General features: G+C 38.7%; 19 protein-coding genes. 8 read left to right on the top strand and 11 right to left on the bottom strand.

Annotated features, from left to right (window positions below; genetic code table 11):
* Window positions 1-15: 15 nt before the first annotated feature.
* On the top strand, window positions 16-801 hold the full coding sequence (yghU, locus tag I573_RS02360; protein WP_016184972.1) for a glutathione-dependent disulfide-bond oxidoreductase: 786 nt from the start codon (window positions 16-18) through the stop codon (window positions 799-801).
* Window positions 802-914: 113 nt separating this feature from the next.
* The gene (locus I573_RS02355) at window positions 915-1,979 is read left to right on the top strand and encodes a DUF4767 domain-containing protein (RefSeq protein ID WP_016184971.1); all 1,065 of its coding nucleotides are present in this window, start codon (window positions 915-917) and stop codon (window positions 1,977-1,979) included.
* A 2-nt stretch (window positions 1,980-1,981) separates the two neighbouring features.
* Here I573_RS02355 and trpA read toward each other — a convergent pair whose 3' ends face one another.
* The 7 genes from trpA to I573_RS02320 are packed head-to-tail and all read right to left on the bottom strand — an operon-like array spanning window position 1,982 to window position 8,206.
* Window positions 1,982-2,734 (bottom strand): tryptophan synthase subunit alpha, encoded by a 753-nt coding sequence (trpA, locus tag I573_RS02350; protein ID WP_016184970.1) that lies wholly within the window; start codon window positions 2,732-2,734, stop codon window positions 1,982-1,984.
* Window positions 2,731-3,921 carry a tryptophan synthase subunit beta gene (gene trpB / locus I573_RS02345; protein WP_016184969.1) on the bottom strand — a complete coding sequence of 397 codons (1,191 nt, stop codon included), beginning with the start codon at window positions 3,919-3,921 and terminating at the stop codon, window positions 2,731-2,733. Before trpB ends, trpA begins: the two co-directional genes overlap by 4 nt.
* Entirely contained in the window at window positions 3,902-4,501 is a 600-nt protein-coding gene (locus I573_RS02340) for a phosphoribosylanthranilate isomerase (RefSeq protein WP_016184968.1), read from the bottom strand. The genes trpB and I573_RS02340 overlap by 20 nt, the downstream gene beginning before the upstream one ends.
* On the bottom strand, window positions 4,498-5,259 hold the full coding sequence (locus I573_RS02335; protein WP_016184967.1) for an indole-3-glycerol phosphate synthase TrpC: 762 nt from the start codon (window positions 5,257-5,259) through the stop codon (window positions 4,498-4,500). The genes I573_RS02340 and I573_RS02335 overlap by 4 nt, the downstream gene beginning before the upstream one ends.
* Window positions 5,256-6,272, bottom strand: a complete 1,017-nt coding sequence (gene trpD, locus I573_RS02330) for an anthranilate phosphoribosyltransferase (RefSeq protein ID WP_016184966.1) — start codon at window positions 6,270-6,272, stop codon at window positions 5,256-5,258. The genes I573_RS02335 and trpD overlap by 4 nt, the downstream gene beginning before the upstream one ends.
* Before the next feature lie 15 nt (window positions 6,273-6,287).
* Window positions 6,288-6,848 (bottom strand): anthranilate synthase component II, encoded by a 561-nt coding sequence (locus I573_RS02325; RefSeq protein WP_016184965.1) that lies wholly within the window; start codon window positions 6,846-6,848, stop codon window positions 6,288-6,290.
* Window positions 6,845-8,206 (bottom strand): anthranilate synthase component I, encoded by a 1,362-nt coding sequence (locus I573_RS02320; RefSeq protein ID WP_016184964.1) that lies wholly within the window; start codon window positions 8,204-8,206, stop codon window positions 6,845-6,847. Before I573_RS02320 ends, I573_RS02325 begins: the two co-directional genes overlap by 4 nt.
* A 513-nt stretch (window positions 8,207-8,719) precedes the next feature.
* On the opposite strand from I573_RS02320, the gene I573_RS02315 reads away from it, so the two are divergent.
* The 5 genes from I573_RS02315 (at window position 8,720) to I573_RS02295 (ending at window position 12,977) form a co-directional block, all read left to right on the top strand.
* Window positions 8,720-10,159 (top strand): glycoside hydrolase family 1 protein, encoded by a 1,440-nt coding sequence (locus I573_RS02315; RefSeq protein WP_016184963.1) that lies wholly within the window; start codon window positions 8,720-8,722, stop codon window positions 10,157-10,159.
* Window positions 10,160-10,255: 96 nt separating this feature from the next.
* Window positions 10,256-10,657, top strand: a complete 402-nt coding sequence (locus I573_RS02310) for a DUF4430 domain-containing protein (RefSeq protein ID WP_016184962.1) — start codon at window positions 10,256-10,258, stop codon at window positions 10,655-10,657.
* Window positions 10,658-10,686: 29 nt separating this feature from the next.
* Window positions 10,687-11,208, top strand: a complete 522-nt coding sequence (locus tag I573_RS02305) for a DUF6580 family putative transport protein (protein WP_016184961.1) — start codon at window positions 10,687-10,689, stop codon at window positions 11,206-11,208.
* A 322-nt stretch (window positions 11,209-11,530) separates the two neighbouring features.
* Window positions 11,531-12,556 carry a CAP domain-containing protein gene (locus I573_RS02300; protein ID WP_016184960.1) on the top strand — a complete coding sequence of 342 codons (1,026 nt, stop codon included), beginning with the start codon at window positions 11,531-11,533 and terminating at the stop codon, window positions 12,554-12,556.
* 109 nt (window positions 12,557-12,665) lie between these two features.
* Window positions 12,666-12,977 (top strand): heavy metal-binding domain-containing protein, encoded by a 312-nt coding sequence (locus tag I573_RS02295; protein ID WP_016184959.1) that lies wholly within the window; start codon window positions 12,666-12,668, stop codon window positions 12,975-12,977.
* Between the two features lie 41 nt (window positions 12,978-13,018).
* Here the strand turns inward: I573_RS02295 and I573_RS02290 are convergent, their stop codons facing one another.
* Both I573_RS02290 and I573_RS02285 read right to left on the bottom strand, forming a co-directional pair.
* Window positions 13,019-14,758, bottom strand: coding sequence for a pyruvate oxidase (locus tag I573_RS02290; protein WP_016184958.1), 1,740 nt, complete (start codon window positions 14,756-14,758; stop codon window positions 13,019-13,021).
* Window positions 14,759-14,851: 93 nt separating this feature from the next.
* Entirely contained in the window at window positions 14,852-15,832 is a 981-nt protein-coding gene (locus I573_RS02285) for a LacI family DNA-binding transcriptional regulator (protein WP_016184957.1), read from the bottom strand.
* Window positions 15,833-15,974: 142 nt separating this feature from the next.
* On the opposite strand from I573_RS02285, the gene I573_RS02280 reads away from it, so the two are divergent.
* Complete coding sequence (locus I573_RS02280; RefSeq protein WP_016184956.1) at window positions 15,975-17,369, top strand: 6-phospho-beta-glucosidase; 1,395 nt, start codon at window positions 15,975-15,977, stop codon at window positions 17,367-17,369.
* A 38-nt stretch (window positions 17,370-17,407) separates the two neighbouring features.
* Here I573_RS02280 and I573_RS02275 read toward each other — a convergent pair whose 3' ends face one another.
* On the bottom strand, window positions 17,408-17,884 hold the full coding sequence (locus tag I573_RS02275) for a universal stress protein (protein WP_016184955.1): 477 nt from the start codon (window positions 17,882-17,884) through the stop codon (window positions 17,408-17,410).
* 66 nt (window positions 17,885-17,950) lie between these two features.
* The gene (locus I573_RS02270) at window positions 17,951-18,232 is read right to left on the bottom strand and encodes a hypothetical protein (RefSeq protein WP_016184954.1); all 282 of its coding nucleotides are present in this window, start codon (window positions 18,230-18,232) and stop codon (window positions 17,951-17,953) included.
* Between the last annotated feature and the right edge of the window lie 54 nt (window positions 18,233-18,286).

Raw genomic sequence — 18,286 nt, 5'->3', positions numbered from 1 at the left:
TCAAGGAGTGATACCATGTCAGAATATCAAGTACCTAAAGTGTGGAAATGGGAAGATGAAAACGAAAATAAAACCGGCAATCGTCCCACTGCTGGAAGCCGTTTTGAGAAAACATTACCAATTGGTAAAGCGCCTTTTCAATTGTATTCACTAGGCACACCAAATGGAATCAAAGCCACAATCATGTTTGAAGAGTTAAAAGAAGCCGGTGTAACAGAAGCAGAGTATGATTTGTACTTGATCAATATTGGAGAAGGAGATCAATTTGGTTCTGATTTTGTAGCGATCAATCCAAATTCAAAAATCCCAGCGATGTTTGATCAAAGTGTAACGCCACGTGTAGATTTATTTGAATCCGGTTCGATTTTAGTTTATTTAGCTGAGAAATTTGGACACTTTTTACCTAAAGAAATCCATAAGCGTACAGAAGTGATGAACTGGCTATTTTGGCAAATTGGTTCAGGTCCTTATGTTGGCGGCGGTTTTGGTCATTTCTTCAACTATGCACCAGAAAAAATCGAATATGCGATCGATCGTTTTACAATGGAAACAAAACGTCAACTAGATCTATTGGATCAAACTTTGGCTAAACGTTCGTATATCGCAGGTGATGAGTATACCATTGCGGATATTGCGATTTGGTCATGGTATGGTCGCTTAGCATTAGATAAATTATATGCTGGGTCTTATGAGTTCTTAAATATGGAGGAGTATACTCATGTTTTAGAATGGGCACAGCGCATTAATGAACGTCCAGGTGTTCAAAAAGGATTGAATGCGGATTATCAATCAATTGATTAAATAAAAAAAACAATCGTCTAGTTAAAAAGACGATTGTTTTTTTTATTTTCTTTTTCCTGTTCTTCTAAAAATCACGTATACTAAAAGTAAAGGTGAATAAAGGAGCGAAACAGGTGAAAACATTTCATTGGATTACATTAGCAATTTTTTGTGTTGCGTTAAGTGCTTGTGCGCAAACAACGACAACAAAATCAACGACAACAAGTCAAACACAAATGAGTACAACTTCTTCTAAACCACAAGAAACCACAAGTTCGATGTCAACGCAAACAACAACGCAAACAACTCAAGCAGTATCACTTCTATGGGACGCACAAAAAAAACAAGAATTAGCGGCTTTCATGCAGACGTGGGGGGAAAGTATGAATCAACAGTATACCTCTTATGATGAAGCACATAGTTCAAATTATGCTGGATTGCATTTTCCCGCTGATTTTGGTCAATATACGATGGCCGTCGATGAAGTTACGGCGACGATTGCGTGGTCGACAAATGGATTGGGCGAAGCAGATTATAATGTTGTAGCCGTTTATTGTGATGTAGATGGGGGAACTATCGGGGGGCATTTGTATTTATTTGCCTTTACTCAAACAAAGGAACCTGTAGTATTGATCACGGAGCAAAACCAAGCGATGCCGGATAATCGGTTGCATTTTACCAAAACAAAAAATAAAGAATTACAAGCTGGATTTGTTCAAATTGCACGCACACCGGTGGTATCGGAGCAAACAACAACTAGTGAAATGACAGTCGCAAAGCTAAGTCAACCGATTGAAAATAGTAAACTACTTGCTGCAAAAGTATGGATCAAGCATTATAATTTAACCACTGCACAACAGATCAATAGCGCGATGCAAGCACTCGTAGCATTAGATGTATATAGTGCACCTTCTTTACAAATCTGGAGTACAGGTGTCATGATCAATAAACCTGTGACCGTGATTACAGCTTCTCCCTTAGCTGGAGGAATGGTAACGTATCATAATAATGAAGATGGAACCGTTATGGATTACCCGATACCGACTCATTTTCAAGATAAAAATTGGGATGACCCAGTCAAAGGCAAACAAATGGCAAACGATATCCTTGATCAAGCGAAAACGCTAGAGATTTCAGATATCTCAGATGAGTTAGCTGAACCACTAGCGAAATTTATGACAGGTGAGATCAGTCAATAATCTTAGTAAACAGGATGATGAAGTGGTGCTAATAGTTCTGTTAAAAAACTATCGACTTCTTCTAGGCTAGCTGTTGCCAATTTTTGTACAATAGCAGAACCAATCACGATCCCATCACAGATAGATAAAAAATAAGCTACATCTTGTGCAGTATGGATTCCAAAACCGGCACAAACAGGAATAGCAGTTGTCTGTTTGATTGCTTGAAAATAAGGCGCAAGCTCGGTGTGCGCTTGTTGTTTTCCAGTGACACCATTGAGGGTTACGGCATAGATAAAACCAGTAGCCTCTTGAGTTAACAGTTGAATACGTTCTGGTGAACTAGTTAGTGAAACCATGGTGATCAAGGTAATCGAATCTGGTAAATCTGCTGTGATCAGTTCGCGATGTTCATAAGGGAGGTCTGGAATAATCAAGCCCTGAACTTGAGTGTGTTCTAGAGCTTTTGCTAAAGCTGAACTCCCGTAGTGGACAAAAGAATTTGCATAGCCCATTAAAATAATGGGAACACAAAAGGTATGTTGTTGCAAAAAGTTGAGAACTTTTTGCAGTGTCACACCTTTTTTTCGTGCGCTGATTCCAGCTTGCTCAATCACTGGACCATCGGCGACCGGATCAGAAAAAGGGATGCCAAGTTCGATTGCGGTCGCTCCATGTTTTTCTAATAAACGTAGTTCACTTTCTAAGCGATCTAATCCATTTGCCCCAGCCATAATATAAGGGATAAATTGCTTTTTGTTCGCATCTAGTTTCATTCTTTTTCCTCCATATACTGTTTGACTTGGTGAACATCTTTATCCCCACGGCCAGACAAGCAGACGATGATTCGTTGTTCTTTAGATAAAGTAGGGGCTAATTTGATGACTTCAGCGATAGCATGTGCACTTTCTAAAGCGGGAATGATTCCTTCTGTTTTAGCTAAAAAGTGAAAGGCATCTAATGCTTCTTGATCGGTAACAGACGTGTATTCTACTCGGTCTGTTGTATGTAAGAAGGAATGTTCTGGCCCAATTCCAGGATAATCAAGTCCTGCTGAAATTGAGAACGCTTCTTGAATTTGACCATCTTCATCTTGTAATACGTGCATTTTGGTTCCATGCAAAATTCCGATTTCTCCTTTGGTTAAAGAAGCGGCGTGTTCAGTTGTATTTAGCCCTTTTCCAGCAGCTTCAACTCCAATTAAGCGTACTGGATCATTTAAAAATGGGTAAAATAGTCCCATCGCATTGCTCCCACCACCAATACAAGCTAGAGCAATATCGGGTAAGACCTGTTCACTTTTTAAAAGTTGAGCACGTGCTTCATTTCCAATTACGCTTTGATAATCGCGAACGATTTCTGGGAAAGGATGCGGACCTAAAACCGAACCCAAAATATAATGAGTGTCTTCAACATGTGCGACCCAGTAGCGGAGTGCTTCATTTACAGCATCTTTTAGGGTATGACTTCCAGAAGTCACCGGTTGAACTTTAGCCCCCAATAGTTCCATGCGAAATACATTCAACTCTTGACGTTGTACGTCGACTTCACCCATAAAAATAATACAATCCATCCCAAAAAGAGCAGCAGCTGTAGCCGTTGCAACCCCGTGTTGGCCAGCACCAGTTTCAGCAACGATTTTCTTTTTCCCCATCTTCTTAGCTAATAAAACTTGTCCGATTGCGTTGTTGATTTTATGCGCCCCTGTATGGTTTAAGTCTTCCCGTTTTAGATAAATCTTTGCACCACCAAGTTCTTGTGATAAACGTTGGGCATAATATAGTGGATTTTCACGTCCGACATATTGTTTGAGATAATACGCTAATTCTGCTTGGAACTCTGGATCTTTTTGTGAAGCACGATAGGTTTCTTCTAATTCTTTTAAGGCATACATCAACGTTTCAGGGACGAATTGTCCACCAAATTCTCCGTAAAATCCTTGTTCATTGGGTTGATTGTACATAAGTTTCCTCCTTGACTGCTTGGCAAAATGCGCGGATTTTTTTAGGATCTTTTTTCTCATTTGTTTCGACTCCACTTGAAACATCGACTACAGTGGGATGAAAATGTTGAATCGCTTCGTTGACATTTTCTGCATTTAGTCCACCTGCGATCCAAACCTCTTTGGCACGGACTTTGGATATATCCAGTGTGTCCCAATCAAAACAAATTCCGTGACCGCTTTGTTTCGCATCTACTAATACTTGATCATACGGTGTAAGGTAAGAAATATCATCGGCTGTTGTAGCGACAATATAAGGAGCGAGATCTTTTGGATAGGGAGAGGGAATCTCGCCGTGAATCTGCCAGAAATCAAGAGATATGATACGCTGGATGTCTCGTAATTCTTTGATTGAAGGCGAGACGACGACACCGACTGTTTTTACTGGATGCGGGACAAGTTTGACTAGTGTTTGCGCATCTTGTGCACTGATTTTTCGTTTGCTTTTTGCAAATACAAATCCTACATAATCCGCCCCGTAAGCGGTCGCGTAAACTAGATCTTCTGGTGTTTGGATCCCACAAATTTTGATCTTCGTCATGTTCGGATCACCTGCAGTGCGTGTGCAGTTTTTTTGATATCTAAACTTCTCATTAAAGTTTCACCAACCAAAATCGCATCATAGGCATGTGCTACGCGTTTTACATCTTCAGCTGTTTTAAAACCGGATTCGCTGATATAAAAATGTTCTTGTTTCAATGGAGCACAACGCTCACTCACCTCGAGGGATACCTCAAATGTTTCTAAATTACGATTATTAACTCCAATCAAGGGTGCCTGTAAAGCTTGTGCTTGTTTGATCTCTGCTTCATCGTGTGTTTCAACGAGCACCTCTAAACCAAGAGTAGTCGCAAAAGCAAATAATTCAGCTAAACGTTTGCTGGATAGACAAGCGACAATCAGTAAAATGATACTCGCACCTGCTTGTTTGGCACGAATAATTTGCCGTTCATCTAAAATAAAATCTTTACATAATAAAGGGAGCGTTGTTAAACTCGCGACAGTTTTAAGATCTTGGATCGAGCCGTGAAAAAAATAAGGATCAGTTAATACCGAGATCGCGCAAACATTGGCTTCTTCGTAACGAGCGACTTGAGTTTTGATATCGACTTGTTCATTGATACTACCTTTTGAAGGAGAGGCTCGTTTGATTTCACCGATCAGTTGTACGTGTTTAGGATGCTGGCTTAACAAGTTTACAAGTGATGGACGTGAAATGGGATTTTCAACAGGAACAACGGGTTCTAAATCTTGTAATTCCGCTTGTTTTTTTGTGAGTATTTCAGTTAAAAAATTCATGCATAAACCTCCTGTTGAGTATGTAGTAAGCGCGTAAATGTATCATATACTGCACCGTCACGTAGCAATTGTTGCGCAAATTGAATACCTGCTTGAATCGAAGGCACTTTATTTGCTGTAAAAAATCCTAAACCAGCATTCAAACAAACCGTATCGAGTGCGACGGAGGCTTCATTACGTAAAATCGCTAATGTTTGTTCATGACTTTGCTTAATCGAGTCGACTTGGATCGCCTGAATCGGAGACGGTTTAAAGCCCATTTCTTCTGGTGTGAACGTGATCATGTCTTTTACACCGTTACGATATAAAAGACATGTGGTGCGTCCAGCTAAATTTGCTTCATCCATTCCAAGTGCGCCGTGGACGATAGTCACTTGTTTACGACCTAATTGAATCAAAGTGTCGCGTAGTAAATCTAGTGAGTGTGGATCAAAGGTCCCCATCAATTGGGTATCTAGGGGATAGGGATTTAATAGCGGTCCTAATAAGTTAAAAATAGTAGGCGTATTTAATGCCGTACGAATCGGTGCGACAGTTTTCATCATTGGGTGAAATGCCGGTGCGTATAAAAAAGTGATGCCAGCTGTTTTTAATTGGTATTCGATCAACATCGGATCATTTGTAAATTCCAAATCAAAAGAGGCCAATAAATCAGCACTACCAGAGCGGCTTGAAACACTTTTATTGCCATGTTTCGCCATTTTTATACCACCTGCAGCGAGTACAAATGCAGTAAGGGTACTGATATTAAACGTTTTTAAATGATCGCCACCAGTACCGCAATTGTCCATTAAGGAAAAAGGAACATCTGGTAAAGCGATCGCGTGTTGTTGCATGACGGTCACTAAACCTGTTAGTTCACTAGGCGTAATGGTTTTTATTTTTAACGCGATCAAGACTGCACTAATTTGGAGATCAGAAAGTGTACCATCCAACATTTTTGTGGCAATCAGCTGCATTTCTTCTCGTGTTAGATGATGTTGTGCATATAATTTTTCAAGTAATTCATTCATATCGATTCCTTCTTTCTATGCAATAAGACGACAAAAATTGTCGATTAGGTCTTTTCCATAAGGTGTACCAATGGACTCAGGATGGTATTGGATGCCAAAAATAGGATAGTCACGATGCTCGATCCCCATGATCAGCCCATCAGTCGTAGCAGCAATCACTTTAAATTTATCTGTGAGTTGTGTTGGGTCGACGATGAGTGAATGATACCGCATTACTAGTTGTTGCATGGGTGTCTGTTGATACAATACGCTATCTTGACATATAATCTGTGATTGTTTGCAATGTAAGATTTTTGGAGCAGAGACGATCGTGGCCCCAAATACTTCAGCGATCGCTTGATGACCGAGGCAAATCCCTAAAATTGGTTTTGTTTGATAAAATGTTTGGATGATTTCTTCTAAAGCACCGGCTTCTTTGGGATGACCTGGTCCAGGAGATAAGATCAATGCATCTGCTTGTGCGGCAAGCGAAAAAATTTCTGGATCATCGTTGCGACAGATCTGTACGTTATGCGTATCGATTTGTTGGACAAGATTATAGGTAAATGAATCGTAATTATCGATGCATAAAATCATACAAGCACCTCCAGTAATGTTTTCGCTTTGTTCAATGTTTCTTGATATTCTAATTCAGGATCAGAGTCAAATACGATGCCAGCCCCAGCTTGAACATGAGCGATATCATCTTTGATCACCATGGTTCGGATCGCAATCGCAAAATCGAGTTGTTGATCATGAGATAAAAAGCCAATGCCTCCCGCGTAGATTCCACGAGTCGTTGCTTCAAATTCATAGATTCGTTGCATGGCTCGAATTTTTGGTGCTCCGCTAACGGTTCCGGCAGGAAGTGTTGCTTTTAAGGCATCGATTGGATGAGCAGACTCTAAAAGTGTTGCTTGAACGATTGAAACAAGGTGCATCACATGGTGGTAACGTTTGATTTGCATAAATAATGGCAAACGAACACTTCCAATCTGACTGACTTTCCCTAAATCATTTCGTCCAAGATCGACTAGCATTTGATGCTCGGCACGTTCTTTTTCATCTTGTAGTAAATCTTGTGCGAATTCTTGATCTTCAGAATAGGTTTTTCCGCGTTTTCTGGTACCTGCAATAGGATTAGTGGTGATATTTCTCTGCTCGACTTTGACCAAGGTTTCTGGAGAACAACCAACAACGACCACGTCTGGAAAAGAAAGCAAGTATCGGTAAGTTGTCGGATTTTCTTTGGATAATTCGTGATAGTAACTTAAAACATCTTGTGTGAATGAAGCACTTAAACGTTGTGAAGGGACGACTTGAAAAAGATCTCCTTTTTTGATATATTCTTTCGCTTTGTTAACGACCGTTTTAAATTGTGCAGTGGACATCGAGCTAGAAAATTCGATCGGGACAAGTGCTTGATCAGGATATTCGGTTTGTTGTTCAAGTCTTATTAGTTCTTCTTTTAGCGATCGTAGTCTATTAGATAGAACCGCTTCTTCAACATGACTGTACATATTGCTACAGATGATCGAGACTGTGTTTGTCGTTTCATTTAATAATATAAAGGTCTCATATAGATAAAATTGCATATCCGGCAGTTGTAAAGTATCGATTGCTTGATGGGTCAAAGGCTCATAGACAAACGCTAGATCATAACTTGTATATCCGATAGCACCTCCTTGAAACGGAAGGTCTAACAGAGGTGCTTCGTCAGTATACGTATAGTCTTCTAATGCATACAGTGGATCGAGACAGGGTGTCGATTCCCCGTTTACAGTAAGGAGTTGCTCTTTAAATGCTAAGTGATAAACTGGATCAAATCCAATGATACTCAGCTGTTCATTTGATGGAGTTGTATAGTGAAACAAGCATGCTTGTTTCGTTTTTACGTGACGATAAAGCTGAGTGTCCGTAAGCGTTGTATGGTAAATAGTATCGATTGTTTTCAATAGGGGTCATCCTTTCTTAAGCGCAAAAAAGCCCTCAGTAGTCCAAAGACTACTGAGGGCGTAAGCTACACGGTGCCACCTCATATGTGAATACAGCAAAAAAACTATATTCTTCTCGAATCAGCCATCTAACAATGGCCTTTCTCTATAACGGGAGTACCCGATCGCACCTACTGACACTGTGTTCAGCACGATAGCCAAAAGCCCATTCGCATGTTTGCCTTTACTGCATTCTCACTAGTGGCAGCTCTCTTTAAAAGGTCAAGTATCATGTTACTTCTCTTTTGTATTGCATGAGTTATGAAGTTGTGATTAGAACTATAGCGTGCTTTTTTAGTAAAGTCAACTAGAAAAAATGAATGTTTTTAAAAAAATAACACAAAATGTACGGATATTCTTTTGGTTAAAAAAACAAAAGAAAGCGATTTATAAAAAACGTGCAAACGTTTGCTTTATCGCGTATACTAAATCTATCACTAAAGAATAATATAAGTCTTATATGAGGTGAAATAGATGTCAAAAAAAACAATGCCAAAAAATTTTTTATGGGGTAGCGCATCTGCTGCTTATCAAATTGAAGGAGCTTATCAAGAAGATGGCAAAGGGCTATCCAACTGGGATGAATTCGTAAAGATTCCAGGAAAAACATTTAAAGAATCCACTGGTGAAGTGGCTGTCGATCATTATCATCGTTATCTAGAAGATATTGCGCTCATGGCTGAAATGGGATTGCAAACCTATCGTTTTTCGATTGCATGGACTCGAATATTCCCAAAAGGAAAAGGCGAAGTCAATGAAGCTGGGGTGAAATTCTATGAAGCGATCATCGATACATGTGTTCAATATGGGATTGAACCGATGATCACTTTGTATCATTGGGATATCCCACAAGCATTAGTCGAAGAATATGGTGGTTGGGAAAATGCACAAGTCGTTGACGATTTCGTTCATTACGCGACGTATTTGATTGAACGATTCAAAGAAAAAGTCACGTATTGGATCACGTTGAATGAACAAAATATCTTTACAACATTTGGCTGGTTAACTGCAATGCATCCACCAGGTAAATTTGATGAAGAAGCGTTATTTTATAAAGTAAATCATCATGCTTTTTTAGCGCATGCGAAAACGGTATGTGCGTTTAAAGAAATTCATCCGAATGGAAAAATCGGTGCAAGTTTTGCTTATAGTCCAAGTTATGCATTAACCAGTAAACCAGAAGATGCTATGGCAAAAATGGACTTTGACAATTTGAAAAATTTCTGGTGGATGGATGTATATGCATATGGTCGCTATCCAAAAACTGCGTATACTTATCTAGAATCAAAAGGTGTGGCTCCAAAAGTGACGCAAGAAGAAGCGATTCTCTTAAAAAAAGCCGCTAGTTTAGTTGATTTTATGGGTGTGAATTATTATCAAACAACCGTTTGTGAATACAATCCATTAGATGGTGCGACGCCGTATGCACAAATGAATACTTCGGGTAAAAAAGGGACTAATGAAGTTACCGGTGTTCCAGGTGTTTATAAAAATCCTGCAAATCCTTATTTAGAAACGACCGATTGGGATTGGTCGATCGATCCAATGGGGTTGAGTTATGCATGTAAGGAAATTACGAGTCGTTACGCGTTACCGATTGTGATTTCAGAAAATGGTTTAGGGGCATTTGATACCTTAACGTCAGAAAATGAAATTCATGATCCATACCGAATCGCGTATTTAGAAGCACATATCAACGCATTGATCGATGCAAGTCAAGCTGGATGTGAGATTTGGGCGTATTGTACATGGTCGTTTACAGATTTACTGAGTTGGCTAAATGGATACCAAAAACGGTATGGTTTTGTTTATGTTGATCGTGATGAAGCTGGTGGTACGATGAATCGTTATAAAAAAGATAGTTACTATTGGTACCAAGACGTGATCAAAAGCAATGGTGGAAGTTTAACTTAAGAAAAAATGGTGCAATCGAATGTCAGATTGCACCATTTTTTCCGTTTTAGATATGGTATACTTTCAAAGAATTCAGAATGAAAGTAGGGAGATCAAATGAAAAAGCAATGGATCGTATTTCTTTTAGGAATAAGCATGATCAGTTTAGCTGCTTGTACAGATACTAAAACGACAAAAGAAAATCAAGTGAGTCAGAGTACATCAACGAGTTTAGTTGTGGAACAAAAAGCGACGATTATACTTCAAGAAGATGGTAAAGAATTGTCGTCAAAAACAATTGAAGTAACCGAAGGACAAAGTGTGTACGATGCGTTAAAAAAATCTTTCGCTATTGAAGATCAAGATGGATTTATCACAAAAATCGATGGTAAAGAACAAGATCCTGCAGCCAACAAATATTGGATGTACACGATCAACGGTCAAGAAGCAAGTAAAGGCGCTAAAGACACTCTTTTAAAAGCAAATGATAAAATTGTCTTTAACTTATCCAAAGTATGATCGGTTGAAGATGAAAGAGGAAATTTGAAATGTTTAAAACGAAAGAACTCACTACCATTGCGTTATTGACCGCATTATGTGTAGTAGGACGTTTATTAACAAGTCCGATTCCTAATGTACAACCCGTTACGGCAATTATTCTATTCGTTGCGATTTATACCAGTATACCTGCAGCTATGATCATTAGCACATTATCAATGTTGATTACAAATCTTTATTTGGGTACTGGAATTTGGACAATTGCACAAATTTTGACCTATATTTTATTGATATTGATAGTAGGAGCTATTCGTCAAATGATTCCTTTACAAAAATATCTAGTTATCCAACTTTTTTTATGCGTAGGAGTCAGTATGGGATACGGTTTTTTAGTGACGTTGATGCTCGCACCGTTTTGGGGCGTAACCGCATTTTGGCCGTATTATTTGATGGGGATTTCTTTTGATATGATGCATAGTATAGGAACAGTACTGTTTTTTATTGTATTGCGCTATCCTTTGATCAAAATTTTTACACGCTATCAATTTATACACAAATCACGCGATGACTAAACTTAGTCATCGCGTGATTTGTGTATAAAAATACCCACTAGTATAACTAGTGGGAGGGAGTAAGAAATGAAAAAAATATTAGGGTTGTTTGTTTGGGTATGGGTATACTATAGTATCAAATTGTGAACGAAATATGATAAAATTCGTTTTAAAATAGGAATGTTTATGAAAAAAAATATAAAAATAGCTGTGAACAATTAGTATATAAAAAAAACGATAGTGAAAGCGCTCAATTATTCTGCTTTTACAAGAAACTATTGGACTCGATGATATCACAAAATATGGTAGACTAAAGTTAGCAATCAAATAGGAGGGAACGCAAATGAAACAAACTCTATTTGGTAAATTATGTCTGTTAGCTTTTGGTCTGTTTTTAGTAAATTGTGCTATGACGGAATCGTTTGTGAAAGCGGATACAAAGTCTCCAGTGGTCACAATGTATCGCATGTATAATCCAAATAATGGCGAGCACCATTACACAGCTAATTTAACGGAGCAAAATGAATTAGTGAAAGCAGGTTGGCGTGCTGAAGGGGTGAGTTGGATCGCGCCAAGTTACGGTGATCCTGTTTATCGTTTATATAATCGTGCTACAGGGTTACACCATTATACAATGAATGAACAGGAGAAAAACGATTTAGTAAAAATTGGTTGGCGATATGAAGGTATCGGCTGGCAATCAGCTAAAAATAAAGAAATCCCTTTACATCGTGTATACAATCCAGACCCTAAAAAAGGAGGAACGCATCATTACACGATCAATAGTAATGAAAAAAATAATTTAGTTCGAGCTGGTTGGAATAATGAAGGAATTGCTTGGTATGGAGTAAGTAGCGCGCAAGAACAAGTTAATCAAACACCGCAAGATACGACTACACCGCCAAGTACGATGAACGTACAAGAAGCACGAAGTGAAGTGGCACGTCAAACATTCGTGTTGATCAACAATTACCGCCGGTCTAAAGGATTAACGGGTCTGCGGACGGAAGCTACGATTAGAAAAGGTGCGAATGTACGTGCAGAAGAAATCGTTACGAATTTTTCACATACGCGACCTAATGGTGGAAGAGGATTATCCACGCCGTTAGATTATGGATATCAAGGAATTCCATATGTTGAGAATTTAGGTTTTTCTAATTTTAATGAATCTTTAGACTGGTATGTCAATAATGGAGCACAACGAATCTTTAATGGTTGGGTCAATTCACCAGAACATAATAAAAATCTGTTGAATCAGCAAACAACAGAAGGCGCGGTAGGTGTGCACCTGAGAGAGATCAGTCCAGGAAAATACGATATGACCTTTTCTTATTTAGCAGGATTACAACGGAGTGAATACAAGAAATAAACTTCAACAGGTGACAAAATCGTTGGGTAAATCGTTGTTCTAACTATGGGGTTTTTCGTCTGGATTTGCTATACTAAAAGAAGTAGCGTAATGAAAGGGGAGTGTACCAATGTTAGTAACAACAACAGAAAAAATTCCAGGTAAAGAGTATGAAATTATTGGTGAAGTATTTGGATTGACGACAAACTCTAAAAATATCCTCAAAGATATCGGAGCTAGTTTGAAAAATATTGTAGGTGGCGAAATCAAAGCGTACACAGAAATGCAAGAAGAGTCTCGCCAAAGTGCAATCGAACGTTTGAAAAAAAATGCCGAAGTGCTAGGTGCTGATGCCATTGTCATGATGCGTTTTGATTCTGGATCGATTGGTCAAGATATGCAATCTGTTACTGCATATGGTACCGCCGTAAAATTTAAATAAAGCAAAAGCTCTTTGATCCAAGTGGGTCAAAGAGCTTTTTTTTAAAACAGTTGGCGAATAATTTCTTTTAATGGCGGAAGTTCTGGGAATTTGTGGTCTTTTAATACACTTTGAACCGTAAATTTAGCAAAGCCTTCCGCTTCATCTTTCACGATCTTTCCTGGAAGTGGCGCATCATCTTCAACATAAACATTCACGATCGTAGGTTTTGTCACACCCATTAGTCTCGGCAAAATGGCATCTAGCTCACTTGCTGATTTTACGGTATACCCGTTCCCACCGAAAGCTTCAGCAGCTTTTGCAAAGTCAATATCAGCTAAGTCGATCCCGTAATTACGTTGACCAGAAGATTGTTGCTCTACTTCAATAAACGATAATTTTTGATTGTTCACGATAAATTGTACAAAAGGCAAATTATATTTTACTGCCGTAACAAAATCTTGCATGACCATTGCAAAGCCACCATCACCTGCTACGGATAATACTTGTCGATTTGGATAATTCAATTTAGCAGCTAAAGCTCCAGGTAAAGCACAACCCATTGTACCAAGCCAAGATGAAATCAAAAAGTCTTGTTGTGGCTGAACACGTAAAAACTTAGCTGCCCAAGCAGTGGATGTTCCCACATCGATCGAATAGATTGTATCCGGTGTGGCTAATGATTCGATTGCATTGAACAAGTACGCAGGATGCACAAATTGATCTTCAGTATTTTGTCGCTGTTCTTCCATCCATTTATTCCAATGTTTCATCGCCTCTTGGCAAGCACTTAGAAATTCTGTCGATGAACGTAATTCACCTAATTCATTTAAAGAAGTAAGAAAATCTTCTACGGTACTTTCAACCGCTAATTCTAATGGGAATCGTTTCCCAAAACGTTCGGGAACTAAATCAACTTGGATCGCCTTACAAGACTGTTGATCCGGCAAATAATTTACATAAGGATAATTTGTTCCCAGCATAATCAATAAGTCGGCTTCTTTCATCGCTTCATAGGCAGGCTTTGTTCCAAGTTTTCCTACATTTCCTAATGAGTTTGGATGATCATCTGCTACAATGCCTTTACTTGGCACTGTTTGGATGATTGGGATATGATTTTTTTCGATAAAGGTCGTTAGCGCGCGGCTAGCATGTTTTGATCCTACACCAGAAAGAACAACTGGATGTTTGCTGTCTTTAATCAAGCGTGCCGCTTCCTCCATTTTTTCTGGAATCAACGCAGGGGGGCTAAAAAGATTTGCCTCACCAGCGAGTGTTTTATAAATATCAGGGATTTTTTGATCTGGAAAATCATCTGGAATCGTTAGTACAGCAACCCCTTTTTGGCGCATTGCCGTACGAATCGCTTCATCTACGATTTTTGGTAATGACTCGGCAGATTGGATTTCTTTATTATAGACTGCGACATCTTCTAGTAAAGAAGCCGTATTGACTTCTTGGAAAAAGTCACTGTTGATCAGAGTGGAATTTACTTGTCCTACAAGAGCAAGTAGTGGGACATGATCCATTTTAGCGTCGTATAAGCCATTCAATAAATGAATCGCTCCAGGGCCACCGATCGACAAGCAGACACCGATATGACCAGTTAATTTTGCTTCGCTTGTTGCTGCTAAAGAAGCAACTTCTTCATGACGCACTTGGATAAATTCGATTTCTTCACTGTAATGATGTAATGCATCGATTGTAGTATCGATAGAATCTCCGGGTAATCCGTAAACACGTTTCACGCCCCAATCGAGTAAGACATTGATCATTGCTTCTGATGCTTTGATTGTTTTCATGTTTTCACCTTTCCTCTCTTAATACTTCTAATAATAGAAGAGTCTCTTGTTTTTTACAATGATAATGAAGCGCGTGACAGTAATGATAGATAACTAATGTTGACGGATCGGTACGGTTTGTCGTTCAATCAATTCAATAGATAGCTGATGCATGGGTAAATTTAATTGATTGAGCTGATTGTACAAATAAATAAAGGCATTTTCTGCCTGATAGCGCAAGGAATAATCGACAGTCGTCAAGTGGATCAATTCGCTAATTTCACTATTATCAAAACCAATGACAGCGACATCTTGTGGAATATGATAGCCAAGATTTTCCAGTTCAGAGATAAATTGCGCAGCTACAGCATCACTATAAATAGCCATTGCTTCGGGTTTTTCAGACAACTGATGCCATTTCTGGGCAATCGCTCGTCCATTCGAATAAAGTGAATCATAAAAATAGAATGTTTCAGGAACTTTTAGTTGGTATCTTGCTTCAAAATCTTTGATAGCACGCATTCGCGCTTTCGTATTTAAATTTTTCGCATTTCCTAAAACATGACCAATCTTGTGGTACCCGCGCTTATGAAGATAAGTCAATGAATCAAAATACCCCTGATAATGATCGACATAAGCTGAATAGATAACGGGGGAATCGATTCGTTGCCAAGTAGCGATCGGCCCGTATTTAGCATAGGACGTGATCACGTCCCAATCATTGGCCCTTGTTAATATAAACAGTGCGTCGATCTGTTTATATTTTAATTGATTGAAGGCCTCGATTTCTTTTTGTTTATCACTATCTGTAAAAAAAATCGTGACATAATAATCGTACTGGCGTGCGATAGATAAAAAAGATTCTAAAAAAATCGATAATGGATCAATAAAATGAGGCACGATAAACCCGATTGTTTTTGTTTCGCCACTTTGTAGATTACGGGCAATCGAATTGGGAACATAAGCTAATTCTTCCATAGCACAAAGTACTTTTTTTCGACTGGCCTCACTCACATAGCCTTTTCCTGATACAACACGAGACACTGTTGATTTAGACACCTTTGCTTTTTTAGCGACATCGATAATAGTAGACAACGCGAGCACTCCTTTTTGAGACCGATTTCATTTAATTTGAGTATAGCATAAATTTTTTTGAAAAAAAGGCTTGCTATGGGAATGTTCCCATACTTTATGATGTATTTGTAAACGATAACATATTCATCAGGAGGAATCATTCATGACAAGAGGAGCTTTAAAAATTGCGACAATTGGTGGAGGATCAAGCTATACACCAGAACTGATTGAAGGATATATCAAACGTAAAGACGAATTGCCAATCAAAGAGATTTGGCTAGTAGATATTGAAGAAGGAAAAGAAAAATTAGAAATCGTTGGTGAAATGGCAAAACGGATGGTTCAAGCAGCAGGTTTAGATTGGGAAGTCCATTTAACCTTAGATCGTCGTGCTGCATTGAAAGATGCGGACTTTGTGTCAACACAATTTCGAGTTGGATTGTTAGATGCTCGTATCAAAGACGAACGTATCCCGTTATCCCATGGCGTTTTAGGTCAAGAAACCAATGGTGCCGGTGGAATGTTTAAAGCGTTTCGTACGATTCCGGTTATTTTAAGTATTATTGAAGATATGAAAGAACTTTGTCCAGATGCTTGGTTAGTGAATTTTACCAATCCAGCAGGTATGGTCACAGAAGCGGCGATCAAACATGGTGGGTGGAAAAAAACAGCTGGTTTATGTAATGTACCGATCGGCCACCGGAAACAAGCAGCTGAAAAATTAGGATTACCAGAAGAAGATTTATTCTTTAAATTTGCGGGAATCAACCATTTCCATTGGCACCGTGTATGGGATAAAGAAGGCAATGAACGCACGATGGAATTGATTGATTTGATTTATGGACCACAAGAAGATTCAGAGAGCCATTTGAAAAATATCCACAATGCACCGTTCCATTATGAACAAATCAAGGATTTAGGCATGTTACCTTGTGGCTATCATCGTTATTATTATATCGAAGATGAAATGTTGAAACATTCAATCGAAGAATTTGAACGCGGAGAAACACGTGCTCAAGTGGTAAAAGATACTGAAGCGCGCTTGTTTGAACTGTATAAAGACCCAAATCTTGATTACAAACCAAAAGAATTAGAACAACGTGGAGGAACGCATTATAGTGACGCAGCATGTGAATTGATCGCGTCGATTTATAATGACAAACGTACCGATATGGTCGTATCGACAGCAAACAACGGGACCATTACAGATCTACCGTATGATTGCGTGGTTGAAGTTTCAGGTCCTGTAACTGCTCACGGACATGAACCATACAATTGGGGTGCTTTCCCGCCAGCAGCACGTGGGATTATCCAAGTGATGAAAGGCATGGAAGAAACGGTCATTCGCGCGGCGATCGATGGAGATTATGGCGCAGCATTACACGCCTTTACAATCAATCCGCTAGTTCCAGGAGGGATGATGGCGAAAACCTTATTAGACGAATTATTGATCGCACATAAAGACCATTTACCAAACTTTAGTGAAGCGATCGCAAAAATCGAAACAGAGCAACCAGATACAGTAGCGTATGTAACAGAATTAATGAAAAGTAACTAAAAAAATACCGGATCAAGTCACACTTGATCCGGTATTTTTTATTCACCTTTTTTCTTAGGTGGTAATTGATTGTCTAGATCTGTACGTACGATCAGCACATCACAAGGTGCATTTCGAATGACATAATCTGATACAGATCCAATAAATAGACGTTCAACAGCATTTAGACCTGTTGCGCCAAGTAGAATCAAATCGACTTCTTTTTCTTTAGGTAATTGTTTTCCAATAATCATTTTTGGTGAACCGTATTCGATCGTTGAGGTGATGGATGTCAATCCATGTTTATGTGCTTTTTCGATATATTCATCCAATGATTTTTGCGCCATTTCTGTTGCTTGTTCAGCTAGTGCAGAATCAAATGATGCGACAGTTTGGAAAGCTCGCGTGTCGATAACATGAACCAATAATAGTTCGGATTCGTTTCGTTTTGCGACATTGACTGCTTTTTGAAAAGCTAATTCTGCCTCTTTAGAGCCATCGACTGCGACCATGATGCGATTATATTGTTGTAACATAAGCGTAACCCCCTTATCAGTATAGTTCTATTGTATGCTTTTTTATAAAAAAAGAAAATGGATATCTTAAAGACGAGCAGACATTTTTTTGGAAAATTGCAAACTAAAGACCATTGAGAGTAGTAAAACAAGTCCGATAAACCATAATGCCATGACTTTTGTTAAAAAGAAGCTACTTATGAGTCCAATTATTCCTAAACCAATCAACGTATAGCTATAACGCTTAATAAATTTTTGGTTTTGTGGTGTCGACTGGATCAGTTGAAAAAGTCCTTGTGGTTGTTTACACATGAAGATGCCCACACTCAATAATACAAGTGAGAAAATTACTACTAAAATCGTTGTCATGATGTTCCTCCATTTTTTGACTGTTTGTTTGTAGTATAGAAGAAAATCGTATCT

Source organism: Enterococcus sulfureus ATCC 49903 (assembly GCF_000407605.1).
GTDB classification, from domain to species: Bacteria; Bacillota; Bacilli; order Lactobacillales; family Enterococcaceae; genus Enterococcus_G; species Enterococcus_G sulfureus.
This window is presented reverse-complemented; position numbering and strand designations above follow the sequence as displayed.